Origin of the sequence: Staphylococcus sp. HMSC067F07, assembly GCF_001837405.1 — a bacterium.
In the GTDB taxonomy this organism is placed as follows: domain Bacteria; phylum Bacillota; class Bacilli; order Staphylococcales; family Staphylococcaceae; genus Staphylococcus; species Staphylococcus capitis.
This window is the reverse complement of record NZ_KV832212.1, coordinates 128,863-143,048: the sequence shown is the minus strand read 5'-3', so window position 1 is coordinate 143,048 and position 14,186 is coordinate 128,863. Positions and strand designations below refer to the sequence as shown.

The following is a 14,186-nucleotide window of genomic DNA, read 5'->3' as shown; positions in this document are numbered from 1 at the left end:
ATTTTAACCCCTTTTTATGAAATATCTTTCTAACGCAATCTTACTATATAATTTTAATAATTCTAATATTATGATTATATAAAAGTGTCGTCTATATTTGACATTTCTAATATTGTCATATATATTTGACATTAACAAAGGATATTGAGGAGTGAAACGAGATGAGTAATTTTAATGATTTGATGCTTAATTGGATCACAAGTACCTCTACAAAAAAGGATGAAAGAGAAAAGTCAGAACTTAACCAAAAACTAGCAAACATGTTTGCTATTAACTATTTGGTTACAGTTCTAACAATTGTATTCTTTACAATTATTGATATGTATCATCATACAATTACAATGCATACGATAGTGTTATTTGCCGTATTCTTTATATTTAATATTATACTTATCATTAACTTTGGTAAGAATAAACATTTTGAGGAAGTCGCATATTCACCCAAAGAATATAAGAAATTAATAAGAAGATATGGTATCTTGAGTGTTGTATTTATGGTTTATTTTGGTGTTTGCATGACTCTCATCGGTGTGATAATAGATTATTTATGGAATGATCCTATTGATTGGAGCGGCCATTTATTGAATGGACTTATTTCAGGAGTAATATTTGGTGGCTTTATGTTTTGCGTCTATTTAGTTAAGCTTAAAAAGGAATACTAGTTTGTTAAAAAATAAACATGAACACAAGTATAGTTGATTAAAAAAGTAAATTGTTTTAGTAATTATTACTTTGATGATAGACAACCTCTCTTTATACATCATGTTATTATATAATAAAGTTAATATATAATAAAAATGTGTGTTAAAGGGAGGTTTTATTATGATTGAAGCGGATAAAATTTTGGCAAAAATGAAAAACCAGAAGATTAATTACGATAGAGTACTAAGAAAAATGATATCTCAGTGGCAACGTGATGGGGAACGCCCACGTATCTTATTACATAGTTGTTGTGCACCATGTAGCACATATACTCTAGAATTTTTAACTCAATATGCTGATATTGCAATTTACTTTGCGAACCCAAATATTCATCCTAAGAATGAATATCTAAGACGTGCTAAAGTTCAAGAACAATTTGTTAAAGATTTCAATAGTAAAACAAATAGCAATGTCGAATACATTGAAGCAGAATATAAACCACATGAATTTATGAAGATGGCTAAAGAGAAAGGGCTAACTGATGAGCCAGAGGGTGGATTGAGATGTTCAGCATGCTTTGAAATGCGATTAGAAATTGTAGCTCAAGCAGCTGTTGAATATGGTTACGACTATTTTGGAAGTGCCATAACACTCTCTCCAAAGAAAAACGCACAACTTATTAATGAACTAGGAATGGATGTTCAAAATATTTATAATGTTAAATATTTGCCTAGTGATTTTAAAAAGAATAAAGGGTACGAACGTTCAATTGAAATGTGCAAAGACTATCATATTTTTAGGCAATGCTATTGTGGTTGCGTCTTTGCTACAATGAGACAGGGTATTGATTTTAAACAAATTAATAAAGAAGCAAAGGCATTTTTACAACAATTTTAATTAATATAAAATCCCAAATGTACAGATAATATTTAAGACAATACTATCTTATTACATTTGGGATAATTTTTTTAAAACTATATCATTCTGTGTATAAATCTAAAAATCGCTAAGCCTGCTATTGCAATCATCGAGATAAGTGAGAATATCTTAAACTTTCTACTTTCCGTCTTTGTTTCTGATTCTCCTGATTCCATCATTTCACGCAGTTCACGTTCAATATCTAAATCGAGGTCTGTTTTACGGTAACCATTCAAACCTATTCTGTCATCATTAGATTGATGATTGGGCTTTTCAGAAATCGTTTGTTGGTTAGTTTGAGATGTTGTCTCTTTCTTCTCATCACTCATATTGTTGCCTCCTAAATTCTTGAAACATATACCTTTCGTTAGTATAAATCGTAAATATTATAAGTAAAGAAATTTCAGGAGTATTAACTAAACGTTCATTTTTTTGAAATATTTTAAAGCGTTATAATCATTTAAAGTTTATGCGTCTAAACCAATAATATCGCTTACGTTTTGATATCCATTTTCAGATAAATATTTAGCAATGTCTTTATTCATTGACTTAGTTAAACCTGGACCTTCAATGACTAAAGAAGAATAAATTTGTAATAAAGAAGCACCATTTCTTAACATTTTAATTGCGTCTTCAGAGCTAAAGATTCCACCAGTTCCGATAATTAAGAATTTACCTTTAGTTTGTTGATACGCGTATTTAACGAGTTTTAAATTACGTTCGAATAAAGGTTTACCACTTAATCCGCCTTCTTCAGTTTTATTCTTAGAAATTAAACCGTCACGTTGACGAGTCGTGTTAGCTAGTATAACGCCATCAAAAGTCTTAGTTATGGAAGGTAAGATGTTTTTGAATCCTTCAAGTTCCATATCTGAAGTTAATTTCAAGAATATAGGTACGTTGATATCATTTTCAGATTTAAAAGTAGTGAGCGCTTCGCAAAGCATCGTGAATTCATCTTTATCATGGAAATTCTGTAAATTCTCAGTGTTAGGTGAGCTGATATTAACTGTGAAGAATGTCACGTCATTCTTAAATGTATCGATAACTTTTATATAATCTTGATAACGGTCTTCGTAAGACGTCTTCTTATTAACACCCACATTTAAACCTACTGGGATCGTATAGGCATGACGGCGTAAATGACTAAGTGCTTTATTCATCCCTATATTATTGAAGCCCATACGATTAATTAACGCGTCATCTTCAATTAAGCGATACATACGTGGTTTAGGATTCCCTGGTTGCGGTTTAGGGGTAATACCACCTAATTCTATGGCTCCAAAACCAACATGCTCTAATGCTTTAGGTACTTCACAAGATTTATCGAATCCTGCAGCGAGACCAATGGGATTATTAAATTTGATGCCATGAATGGTTTGAGAGAGTGATGGGTGATTGTAATTAAAAATTTTGTCCATGATAGGATAAATTTTCGGAACTCTTTGTACCATTTTCAATGCATCAATGGTAAGACCATGTGCTTTTTCAGGATCTAATTTAAATAATAAAGGTTTAACTAATTTATACATGTTAACGCTCCTATTTCATTATATTTGAGGCTTACTATCCTCAATTTAATATATTTGAAATACATTCCTTTAATAGACTAGCATTTTAATAAAAATTTTCATAGCTAAATTAGTGAAAGTTGAAAATTTGACTTAATTCTTAGGTCAGTTTTATTTCATATATACCGATTACTTTTAAAAGATTAATTATAATGAGAGTTGGCAATATAATAAGGTATAACGACAAACTTCTTAAGAAGGTGAAAGTATGAAAGCAGAATGGAAAGAGAAACTCCCCATAGACGGAGTAAAAGATATCTCACCAGTAAGTGGTGGTGATGTTAATGAAGCATTCAAAGTTACAACTACTGAGGATGATATCTCCTTTTTACTTGTTCAGCGTAATCGTCCAGAATCATTCTATGCGGCTGAAATAGCTGGCTTAAATGAATTTGAGAATGCAGGTATCACAGCACCACGTGTGATTGCTAGTGGTGAAATTAACGGAGATGCTTATCTTATTTTGAGCTATTTAGAAGAAGGTGGAAGTGGAAGTCAAAGAGAGCTCGGTCAGCTTGTAGCTAAGATGCATAGTCAACAACAAAAAGAGGGTAAATTTGGTTTCAGTTTACCACATGAAGGCGGAGATATTTCATTTGATAATTCATGGACTAATAGCTGGAAAGAACTTTTCATAGAAAGAAGAATGGATCATTTAAGAGATGAATTGATGCGTAAAGAGTTGTGGAATGAAGAAGATAATAAAGTCTATGAAGAAGTAAGAACTGTGATGGTAAATGAACTTGATAGTCATGAAAGTAAGTCATCTTTATTACATGGTGATTTATGGGGCGGTAACTATATGTTTTTAACTGATGGTAGCCCTGCACTATTTGATCCTGCACCATTATATGGTGACAGAGAATTCGATTTAGGTATTACGACGGTTTTTGGTGGATTTACTCAAGATTTTTATGAGGAATATGAAAAGCATTTTCCTTTAGCCAAAGGTGCACAAAAAAGATTAGAATTTTATCGATTATACTTATTGATGGTTCATTTAGTTAAATTCGGTAATATGTACGCAGGTAGTGTTAATCGCTCAATGGATACAATTTTAAAATAAAAAGATTCCCCACACAGGCTCTAATGATGATATATATGAGCGCTTGTGTGGGGTGATTTTATATCTTAATAAATTAAAGTTCCATTTTATCTAATAATGATTTGCCATTGTCATAAAGCATATGAATTTTTGAATCAATTGTAATTAAATCTGTAGATTCAAATTCATTCGCTAACATTGAGACTACTTGGTCCGTTGTGTATGGTGCATCAGAACCATATACAATTTTATTTTTATCAACCATTTCTAATAGAGTAGGTAATTGATATGGTAAAACCTTACCGGCCAAATCGAAGTAAAGTTCTTTCATTACTTGTTCTAAATCATCAGGTTGCTTCTCTGATCCAAACATCTTGTTGCCCATCGCTACGCGTTGTGCGATTATAGGGAGTAAAGCACCACAATGAGGTACAATCCACTTAATATTCGGATACTTACTAAATACATTCTTTTGACTCATATAAATAATTGTACGAGTTGTATCAAAGATAAATTCCATAAGTGGCGGAGGTACTTCTTCGCTCATCGCTTTAATAGCTGGCTTAGGTTCATTAGGATGAATGGCTACAGTTGCTTGACGTTCATTTAATCTTTCAAATATCGGTGCTAAACGCTCATCACCTAAATATACGCCACGTGCATTCGTTGGTAACGTGAACCCTAACGCATGCTGTTCATCTAATGCTTTATCTATAAATTGAACACTCTGATTGACTAAGGGCAAGGGTAATGTTGCGAAGAAACCAATACGTTCGCTATGTTCCTGCACGATATTTGAAGCATAGTCGTTCACTTCTTCAGCAAGTTTTAACATCTCGTCATCAGGTGCAACGCTAATGTGCGGGCTTGAAATCGATAATACGCCATATTCAATATCTTGCTTCTTCATTAATTCTAAATATGATTCTACTGAAAATGGGGGCGTCTTAACGCCGTCACCTTCACCATTAAAATAGTCATCAAGAAATTGGCTATAACCAGGTGAAATGTAATGTGCATGTAAATCTATCTTCTTCATTGAGCAAACTTCCTTTATAGAAATAAGTGATTTTAAATATTTTGTATAATGTTGCGATATTTTAAAACTAGGCAGCAGTTCTGCATATAAGAGTAAACGTTACTTATTTATTTTGAGTTTGGTTTATAACTCTAATGTTTCTCTTCTTCATCATCATCTTTCTCAGTTAACCATTTATCTAATTGGCGATAGTATTTATTAACTTCATCAGGTCTATCTATACCTGGTAAGTCATGGTTAACATCATACCCTAGTTCATTGAGCGCATATGATAAACAAGCATAACTTTCTCGGTATTCACTAAATTCTGAGTTAGGTAAATTAATAGTCGTTGGAATGACAGGAGTTAATTTATCTTTTTCATAAATACAACTTAAATTAGAAATATACCAAACGTCATCATTGTCTTTATCAAGACAGTAGATAATTTTAGTGTCTGAATCCAATTGCATTTCTACGTTTTTAATATCTACTCGAAACTGGATTGTTGCTTGCATAATTGCTACAGCACGATGGTTATTAATCCACATTTGTGTATTATAAATTTGATGTGGCGCGTATCGATTCATTGCTTCAGAGGAGGATACAAATTCTTCTCCAGTACCATTAAACCAAGAAATGTTCACATGTGAGTCTTTAGCGAAACAAGTTCTCATGCTATCCCATAAGGCATTATCGCGACAAAAACGTTCGAATTGAATTAATTCTAAAATGTTTTCTTTATCTAACAAAGTTTCTTGAGTATAAGGTTTATTTCTTTCAAATAACATTTAATAAACTCCCTTTAATACTTTAAGCTAAGATTAGTTCCAAATTTTGAGTAATACTTCTGCGAATCCTTCAGGCTTTTGTATATAACCTAAGTGACCACCAGGGATATCTACAATATTAATTCCCGTTTCATCTTTAATATAGAAGTTAACTTCTTGAGGGAAAGAACCTTTGGAATCAGTCCCATTAAGTAATGTGATGATATCTTTATGATGATTTAAATCTTCTAAAGAGATATCAGATTCTGTGTATTGGCGAATTTCATATTTAAACCAACCTAACATTTCTTCAAAACGTTTTTTACTCTCTGCATCATCTTCTGCTTGAGCAGGTTTAGACATTGATTGTGCATCAATAGAACTAATATTTAATGTTTCACCGAAAAGTTTCATAGCTTGAGGCATGCCTTCATTCACAGCAATATCAATAATTTCAGCATTCTTATCTTGCCAATATTTAGCATTCGGTAAGAATGTATTAATCGGTGGTTCATGAAATGCAATTTGCTTCACAACATCAGGATGTTCTTTTAGGACATGCATTGCAACGATAGCACCTGAACTTGAGCCTAAAACATATACGGGTTCGTCACTTAATGACTTAGCTAATTCAGCAATATCTTGTGCATCACGTTTCACGCGATAACGACTCTCTGGGTTAGATACTTCCTCTGGTAATGATTCAGTTAATTCACTTTGTCCATATCCTCGACGATCTACAGCTACAACTGTAAATTTTTCTTGTAATTGTTTAGCTAGTGGCATGTAGATATCACCAGTTCCATTCGCACCAGGGATTAAAATAAGAAGTGGTCCATTGCCAACTTTATGATAACGTAATTTTGCGCCTTGCAATTCTAATGTTTCCATCATTGAAACCTCCATTTAAATATTTTTCGTATTAAAGAAAAGACACACTTATATATTTCGTGTAAGTGTTACTCAAGACCTAATAATTTAGCTCCGTTTTTATAGCTGATTTTTTCTTTTTCCTCTTCAGTTAAATCTAATTCGTCTAAGAATGTACCCAATTTTTCAGGTTCAACATAAGGGTAATCTGCTGAATATAAAATTCTGTCGACGCCAACTTCTGCTTTTACTAGATCAAATTGTGGTTTAGTTAACATTCCACTTGGCGTAATATAGAAGTTATTTTTGAAATAATAACTAATAGGATGTTCTAGATGGTCAGCAAATAAAATATCATCCATACGTTCTAAGAAGAATGGAACAAATTCGCCCCAGTGACCGATGATCATGTTGAGGTTAGGGTGACGGTCAAATACACCTGATAGCACAAGGTGAATGGCATGAATACCTACATCTACGTGCCAACCATAACCGAAGCAAGCAAATGTAGCTGCTGTTACGTCTGAGTAGTTACCTTTGTAATAAGCTTGGTAAACATCGCTTTGAACTGGAGAAGGGTGTAAATAAATAGGAACATTTAACTCTTCAGCTACAGCAAAGATGCCATCATATTCATCTTGATCTAGGAAGCCACTCTTAGGATGTCCCATAATTAATGCGCCTTTAAAACCTAATTCTTTTACACATCGTTTAAATTCTTCTTCTGCTGCTTTAGGTTCATTAATTGGTAATGTAGCAAATCCTACAAATCGATCTGGGTGTTCATTGATATATTGTGCTAACGTATCATTTGCTTGTTTACATAATTCAATTGCGCGTTCGCCTTCAAGATTGGAAGGGGCGCCATTTCCATAAGATAATACTTGCATTTCAACGTCATGTTTATCCATGAATTGAATACGTGCATCGTGATGTTTGATTTCATCTGCATCAGTAAAACCAGATTTTTCTTCAAGGCCTTTTAACATCGTTTGCATAGGTACACCTTTAGGATCAGATGTCATATGTTTCATTGTTTCTTTTTGTATATCCTCAACAACATAATGTTCTTCAAAGTTTATACTTTTCATTGTGTATTTCCTCCCTAAGATAATAAATATCTTAATAACTAATTATATATGTGTAATTTTCATTGATTTCATTGAAAATTTTTCCCGTTAAACATGAGGCCAAACTTGTTAATGATTTACCACGGCATTGTGCCATTACCATCAATAAATGTTCCTGTAGGACCATTTTTATCAATAGTAGCAAGTTTTATGATAGGTTTTACACCTTCTGAAGCAGGTTTAGAGTTGTTACTGAAATCACCAACTAAATCAGTATTAGTAGAACCTGGATCTGCTGCATTAATTTGAATGTGTGGTAAGCCTTTAGCATACTGTACAGTCATCATTGTGACCGCTGATTTAGAAGAACAATACGCAAGTGAATTAACTTGCGATTCAGCAGTATCTGGGTTTGTAACCATTCCAAATGAACCCAATCCGCTACTCACATTTACAACTACAGGCTGCTCTGATTTCTCTAATAATGGAATAAAGGTATTCATCATGCGTACGATACCAAAAACATTTGTGTTATATACCTTTTCGACGTCTTTAGCAGTAAAATCAGCGACTTTAGCGAATCCTCCTGAAATACCGGCATTGTTTATAAGTACATCAACACGGCCTTCTTTATTTGAAATAGTTTCAAAGGCTTGTTGAACTGATTTATCATCACTTACATCTAGTTGAACATAGTCGACGCCTAATTCTTTTGAAGCTTGTTGACCACGTTCTTCATTTCTAGATCCTATATAAACCTTGTAGCCTTTCGCTTTTAATTCTTTAGCTGTCTCATAACCTAAACCTTTATTTCCACCAGTAATTAACGTAACTTTTTCCATTCATGAACACCTCAATTAATTTAAATATAGTTTTATTAAGTTATCTCTTATTTCATTATTTGAAAGTTGTCTTTTATTTTTTTGAATTTCATAAGCTTTAGTAGAAAGTGATTTTAATAACATATCAGTTTTGAATATGGCCCAAGAATCATCCTCGCCATCTTTAAATAAATCATAGTAAAAATTAAATAAATCAGAGAAAAATTGGCTTTGATGAAATTGAGACTTACTATTACTTTCCTCAATACAGTTTAATAAATCACTATTTTCATATTTAAATGTCAAAAAAACATCTAGGGAGTGTTCCATCTTCTCTTCTTTAGAATTAGATGAAGCAGCTACATCATTCATTTTTTGAATAATTTCATCGAAATCATGCTCGATAATGTGATAACACAAATCGCTTTTATCCTTAAAATGCCGATAAAGTGTTCCCATACCGATACCAAGTTCTTTAGAAATTCTATTCATACTGATTGTCTCAACGCCGTATTGTTTAAATAGTTCGATCGCTTTATTCTCGATACGTTGACGGTTTAGAAGAGCATCTTTACGCAATGTATTCACCTACTTAATGAGCTAATGTTGACAAACGGATAATGCTCCGTTTATTATAAATCTCACTTACTTAGAATTCAAATATAATGCTAATTAAAAAATAAGATGAAAGTGGGACACTATAATATGTCACTAAATAAAGAGCAAAGACGTATCACTGCTATAGAATTACGAGAACATTTCCATAATTCAACTTTAAATATTGAAGACATAGCAAATAAAATGAGTATTTCGGTTGAAGAAGTGGAAAAGGTATTAAACATGAATGCTCCTAGCGGTTTCTTTGGTAATCAGTTACAAAGATTTATCCATCGCGTTTGGGATGTTCGTGACATTATAAATTCAAATATTAAAGAAAATGGTCAAACACCTGAAGAATATACTTATTTAAAAGGCGAAAAAGAAGATTATTGGTTCTTACAATAGGAGAGATAAACATGAGTAAAAGTATATTAGTCATTGGTTCAACTGGTAAACAAGGAAATGCTGTTGTTAAACAATTATTGGAAGATGGTTGGCATGTGCGTGCGTTTACTAGAAATAAAAATAATGAAAAATTAACATCAATTCATAATGATCGATTAGAGATTTTTGAGGGCGATTTGAGTGATAGAGAAAGCTTAACTCAAGCGATGGCTGACCAATATGGAGTATATAGCGTTCAGCCTATTATTCCAGACCATGTTGAAGAGGAATTAAAGCAAGGTAAACATATTATCGAAACTGCTGAAGAACAAGGAGTTAAGTATGTCGTTTATAGCACAGCGGGTGGTGTTAATCGTGATAGAACAGGTCCTCACTTTGAAGCATTAGCACAATTAGAAAATAAGATAAAAGCATCTCGTTTAGATTTTACAATTATTAAACCATCGTTTTTTATGGATAACTTCTTAAGAATCACTAAAGTTTCAGATGGAGAAATTAAAATCCCAGAATTTATTAATCCTGAAGTGAAATTTTCAGTGATTTCTTCTATCGATATTGCTAAAATTGCGTCAGCACTTTTCAAAGATCCTAAAACATATAATCATCAAGATATAGAAATTGCTTCTGATGAGCTGACTCTAAATGAAGTAGTCAAAACTTTTGCAACCGTAACAGGTAAACCAACTGAAATTGAAGGCGAATTTACGAGTGGCACTGCTGAAAGAAGTTGGCTTGAAAATAAAGGTTATGTTATAGATTTTGTACAAATGGAACGTCTTAATCCCACGCGCTTAACACTTGATGAATGGATTGCTCAAGCGGCATTTTAAACTTGAAATCGTCTAATTATAAATGAGAGGTGACATGTACGATGCATTCAATGTGGTTTAATCTAAATGTAAAAGATTTAGATCGTAGCGAACAGTTCTTTAAGTCTCTAGGATTTGAAATTAATAAAAATCCAGAAATGCTAGATAAAATGTTAGGTATTACAATTGGACAAACGATTGTGATATTGATAGAAAATAATCACTTCGAGTCTGTATCACATCAAGATGTCGATTCAAGCCCTAATGAAGTGATGGTTTCGTTAGGTGTTAAAGAAAATAAAGACGTTGATGAATTATTAGCGAAAGTGGAACCTGCTGGTGGAACAATTATTGAAAAACCAGGTGTAAGACAAGGGTATTATGGAGCAATGTTTAAAGATCCTGATGGGCATAAGTTTAATTTTCTTGTTTGTTAAATAAGCGTGAAAAATATATAAATAGGCACCGTGTATTCTCATTCAGTACATGGTGCTTTTTACTATATCTTTTGGTTTGATTTTAAAAAATGAAAACTTCTCACAATTTGTGAGGAATTGACGTGATTATGAAGAAAAATATCAACTTTCATCAGATACATATTGAAGTTGTACGATTTACCATAAAACGGTGAATATTAATGAAATTGTTCAATTTGTTATAAATGTTTATAATAAAGGAATTATTAGAAGTATTGGAAAAGATAAAAAAGACAAATTATTCTAGTATTTGATTGTTTTTGTTTGTTTGGGGTATTATATAACTTATAAGAATAAATGATTTGATTTTGAGAAAAATTGTTTATTAGATTAAAAAGGGGTATCTAATTTTACATATCGATTTCAGTCATAAATATACTCCATGAAATGGAGAAGGAAAGGTTATGGCAGATAAACTGCAAAGAGAATTAAGCAATAGGCATATCCAATTAATTGCAATTGGTGGTGCTATTGGTACAGGATTATTCCTGGGCGCAGGTGCTTCTATTCATTTAGCAGGACCATCCATATTACTTACTTATATTATAGTAGGTTTTATATTATTTATGTTTATGAGAGCGATGGGAGAATTGCTCTTATCGAACTTAGGTTTCAAGTCATTTGGTGACATTGCCCATCATCACATAGGTTCAATGGCAGGATTTATGGTTGGTTGGACTTATTGGTTAACTTGGATTATTTCAGGTATGGCGGAAGTTACCGCTGTAGCCAAATACGTCGACTTCTGGTATCCAGACATGCCTAACTGGATTACTGCAGCAGCTACAATATTAGTATTAGTAGCATTGAATTTATTTAGTGCCAAATTATTTGGTGAACTTGAATTTTGGTTATCTATTATAAAAGTTATTACAATTTTAGCTTTAATTATTGTTGGTATTGTAATGGTAATCTTTGCTATGAAGACGGATTACGGTCCAGCGACGGTAACTAATATTTGGAAAGAAGGCGGCTTCTTCCCAAATGGTGCCTCAGGATTCTTTATGTCATTCCAAATGGCAATATTCTCATTTATTGGTATTGAATTGATAGGTATTACAGCAGGGGAAACTAAAAATCCTCATGAAACAATACCTCAAGCAATTAATAACGTACCATTCCGAATTTTAATCTTTTACATAGGTTCATTAGCAGTCATTATGTCAGTAGTTCCTTGGGACAAATTAGATCCTGCAGAAAGTCCTTATGTTAAATTATTCGGATTAATAGGAATTCCTTTTGCTGCTGGTATTATTAACTTTGTTGTACTAACAGCAGCGGCTTCATCATGTAACAGTGGTATATTTGCGAATAGCCGTACAATGTTTGGCTTAGCTGGAAGAAATCAAGGTCCACCGTTTTTACATAAAACAAACAAAAATGGCGTTCCTTACAATGCAATTTTAGTTACTTGTGGATTATTAGGCATTGCAGTAATATTAAATGCGATTTTTAAAGATGCTACTAAAGTATTCGTTCAAATCACTACTTTCTCTACTGTGTTGAATATTTCAATTTGGGCAGTTATTATGGTAGCTTATATTGGATACTTAAAGCACAATCCTGAGCAACATAAAGAAAGTAATTATAGAATGCCTGGTGGTAAATACACGGCTTATGGTATTTTAGTATTCTTTGCTTTCATTTTTGTTATTTTACTTATTAATAGTAGTACGCGATTAGCAGTTCTATTTATTCCAGTTTGGGTTCTAGTATTATTCTTGATGTATCAAAAATACAAAAAAGAATCTCGTAAAGCTGAAATTCCAACAGAAGATGATGCAGAAACTACAGAAGAATAATAGTTAAAAACACTTCCTCTATTACAGAGGGAGTGTTTTTTATACAAAAAAATCCCTAAGAAAGAGTAAAAATAATATCTTTCTTAGGGAATCATTTATCTTAAATAATATTATCTTTAATTTTTCGATTGTCATTGATGATATATCTTAAGTTTTCTCTAAATTGTTTTGCTTCTGGAATATTCTGAATCGCATAGTCATGAAGCATATGACTTCCAATAAGTAAATTATGGCTAATTCCTTCAGAGTTTAATTTACGAGATAACTTAATTACGTCAGGATAAAGTAATTCATGTGTTCCTACTGAAAGAGTGATGTGACCGAGATTGTTAAAGTCTCCATTAATTGGAGATACTTTATAATTGTCTAACTCATCACTTTCAGCCCATATTTTAGCAAATGTTTTAAGTCCTTCTTTACCAATCATACTATCTACCTTTTCGTAATGAGGTATTTCTGGATTAGTAAATGTGGCATCAACCACTGGTGATATAGTGATAATATGACCTGGTTGAGGTAAATTAATTTCATTAAGATACTGCGCGTAGCTTAATGTGATGTTACCGCCTGCAGAATCTCCCATAATGATAATATGGTCGGATGAAGACACAGAATCTAAAAGATTACGATAAATATGAGTCATTAAATCAAATGTTGCGCGTTTGCCACTTTGAGGCACTTTAGGGTATATAGGTGCAATAACTTCTGCGTTGTAATCAGTAGCAAGTTGATCCATCATTTGATAATGCTCTTTGAATGGACCTGCGACCCAAGAACCACCATGCATATATAAAATCTTTAACTGATGTGGATCATTTTGATGATTAACATAGTACGTATGTGTACCATAATATTCTCGTATATCCACTCTATGATTAAATCTATATTTTGTAGCTTTGAAAGGTTTGCTATTTTCGATTTGAGCCATTTTAAGCATTTGATCAATCTTCTTCGGCTTAATAAAGTATTGTTTGCCACGTGAAACATGATTAAATTTTTCTTTTAAAAAGCTCTTATAACTACGTTTTTCAATTAATTTAGTATATAAGTAAGAGCCCACAATAGCAGCACCTGTTGTGGCCCCAACAGAACATACAATTTTCTTCCACATAACGTTACCTCCCTTGTGTCAATGATTGTAGTATATCTTCGAGTAAATATTAAATCATACGGTTTTCGCATAATTTGAAAATTTGTAAGATAATAGCAAAAATAATTATCTAAATTTTCTGAAAACGTGATATACTATTACTCATAGTCTTGAGACGCGTGTATGAATATCATTAAATATCCCTCTAAGTTATTGCATCTAAGAATCATTTACTTGAATCATACTTTGCGAATCAAGACTTTGTCTTTATACATAATT

16 protein-coding genes are annotated in these 14,186 nt (G+C 32.5%); 7 read left to right on the top strand and 9 right to left on the bottom strand.

What is annotated here, in order from left to right:
• The first annotated feature begins 161 nt into the window (after positions 1–161).
• Entirely contained in the window at positions 162–662 is a 501-nt protein-coding gene (locus HMPREF2706_RS01500; protein ID WP_049427824.1) for a hypothetical protein, read from the top strand.
• Between the two features lie 160 nt (positions 663–822).
• Positions 823–1,539 carry an epoxyqueuosine reductase QueH gene (locus tag HMPREF2706_RS01495; RefSeq protein ID WP_049427826.1) on the top strand — a complete coding sequence of 239 codons (717 nt, stop codon included), beginning with the start codon at positions 823–825 and terminating at the stop codon, positions 1,537–1,539.
• Positions 1,540–1,616: 77 nt separating this feature from the next.
• On the opposite strand, the gene HMPREF2706_RS01490 is transcribed toward HMPREF2706_RS01495, so the two are convergent.
• Together HMPREF2706_RS01490 and HMPREF2706_RS01485 are read right to left on the bottom strand one after the other, a co-directional pair.
• Positions 1,617–1,889 (bottom strand): hypothetical protein, encoded by a 273-nt coding sequence (locus HMPREF2706_RS01490; protein WP_002432954.1) that lies wholly within the window; start codon positions 1,887–1,889, stop codon positions 1,617–1,619.
• Between the two features lie 138 nt (positions 1,890–2,027).
• A complete protein-coding gene (locus tag HMPREF2706_RS01485; protein WP_023351083.1) occupies positions 2,028–3,092 on the bottom strand; it encodes a quinone-dependent dihydroorotate dehydrogenase in 1,065 nt (354 codons plus the stop codon).
• A gap of 247 nt (positions 3,093–3,339) precedes the next feature.
• Here HMPREF2706_RS01485 and HMPREF2706_RS01480 point away from each other — a divergent pair, with 247 nt between their 5' ends.
• The gene (locus tag HMPREF2706_RS01480; protein WP_023351084.1) at positions 3,340–4,197 is read left to right on the top strand and encodes a fructosamine kinase family protein; all 858 of its coding nucleotides are present in this window, start codon (positions 3,340–3,342) and stop codon (positions 4,195–4,197) included.
• Between the two features lie 73 nt (positions 4,198–4,270).
• On the opposite strand, the gene HMPREF2706_RS01475 is transcribed toward HMPREF2706_RS01480, so the two are convergent.
• The 6 genes from HMPREF2706_RS01475 to HMPREF2706_RS01450 form a co-directional block, all read right to left on the bottom strand.
• A complete protein-coding gene (locus HMPREF2706_RS01475; RefSeq protein ID WP_030058707.1) occupies positions 4,271–5,215 on the bottom strand; it encodes an amidohydrolase family protein in 945 nt (314 codons plus the stop codon).
• Between the two features lie 131 nt (positions 5,216–5,346).
• On the bottom strand, positions 5,347–5,985 hold the full coding sequence (locus HMPREF2706_RS01470; RefSeq protein WP_030058708.1) for a nuclear transport factor 2 family protein: 639 nt from the start codon (positions 5,983–5,985) through the stop codon (positions 5,347–5,349).
• A gap of 33 nt (positions 5,986–6,018) precedes the next feature.
• Positions 6,019–6,855: an alpha/beta fold hydrolase gene (locus tag HMPREF2706_RS01465; protein ID WP_023351087.1), complete on the bottom strand. Its 837-nt coding sequence runs from the start codon at positions 6,853–6,855 to the stop codon at positions 6,019–6,021.
• Positions 6,856–6,923: 68 nt separating this feature from the next.
• Positions 6,924–7,925 carry an amidohydrolase family protein gene (locus HMPREF2706_RS01460; RefSeq protein ID WP_002432761.1) on the bottom strand — a complete coding sequence of 334 codons (1,002 nt, stop codon included), beginning with the start codon at positions 7,923–7,925 and terminating at the stop codon, positions 6,924–6,926.
• Positions 7,926–8,041: 116 nt separating this feature from the next.
• Positions 8,042–8,746 carry an SDR family NAD(P)-dependent oxidoreductase gene (locus tag HMPREF2706_RS01455; RefSeq protein ID WP_030058710.1) on the bottom strand — a complete coding sequence of 235 codons (705 nt, stop codon included), beginning with the start codon at positions 8,744–8,746 and terminating at the stop codon, positions 8,042–8,044.
• A 15-nt stretch (positions 8,747–8,761) separates the two neighbouring features.
• Positions 8,762–9,304, bottom strand: a complete 543-nt coding sequence (locus tag HMPREF2706_RS01450) for a TetR/AcrR family transcriptional regulator (protein WP_002432343.1) — start codon at positions 9,302–9,304, stop codon at positions 8,762–8,764.
• Positions 9,305–9,430: 126 nt separating this feature from the next.
• On the opposite strand from HMPREF2706_RS01450, the gene HMPREF2706_RS01445 reads away from it, so the two are divergent.
• The 4 genes from HMPREF2706_RS01445 to HMPREF2706_RS01430 all read left to right on the top strand — a co-directional run bounded on the left by HMPREF2706_RS01445 (position 9,431) and on the right by HMPREF2706_RS01430 (position 12,817).
• Positions 9,431–9,730: a DUF2316 family protein gene (locus HMPREF2706_RS01445; RefSeq protein WP_002432863.1), complete on the top strand. Its 300-nt coding sequence runs from the start codon at positions 9,431–9,433 to the stop codon at positions 9,728–9,730.
• A gap of 11 nt (positions 9,731–9,741) precedes the next feature.
• Positions 9,742–10,560 carry an NmrA/HSCARG family protein gene (locus HMPREF2706_RS01440; protein WP_070862150.1) on the top strand — a complete coding sequence of 273 codons (819 nt, stop codon included), beginning with the start codon at positions 9,742–9,744 and terminating at the stop codon, positions 10,558–10,560.
• A gap of 41 nt (positions 10,561–10,601) precedes the next feature.
• On the top strand, positions 10,602–10,976 hold the full coding sequence (locus HMPREF2706_RS01435) for a VOC family protein (RefSeq protein WP_002432575.1): 375 nt from the start codon (positions 10,602–10,604) through the stop codon (positions 10,974–10,976).
• Positions 10,977–11,419: 443 nt separating this feature from the next.
• Positions 11,420–12,817: an amino acid permease gene (locus HMPREF2706_RS01430; RefSeq protein ID WP_002432730.1), complete on the top strand. Its 1,398-nt coding sequence runs from the start codon at positions 11,420–11,422 to the stop codon at positions 12,815–12,817.
• A 100-nt stretch (positions 12,818–12,917) separates the two neighbouring features.
• Here HMPREF2706_RS01430 and HMPREF2706_RS01425 read toward each other — a convergent pair whose 3' ends face one another.
• Entirely contained in the window at positions 12,918–13,928 is a 1,011-nt protein-coding gene (locus HMPREF2706_RS01425; RefSeq protein WP_049427840.1) for an alpha/beta hydrolase, read from the bottom strand.
• Between the last annotated feature and the right edge of the window lie 258 nt (positions 13,929–14,186).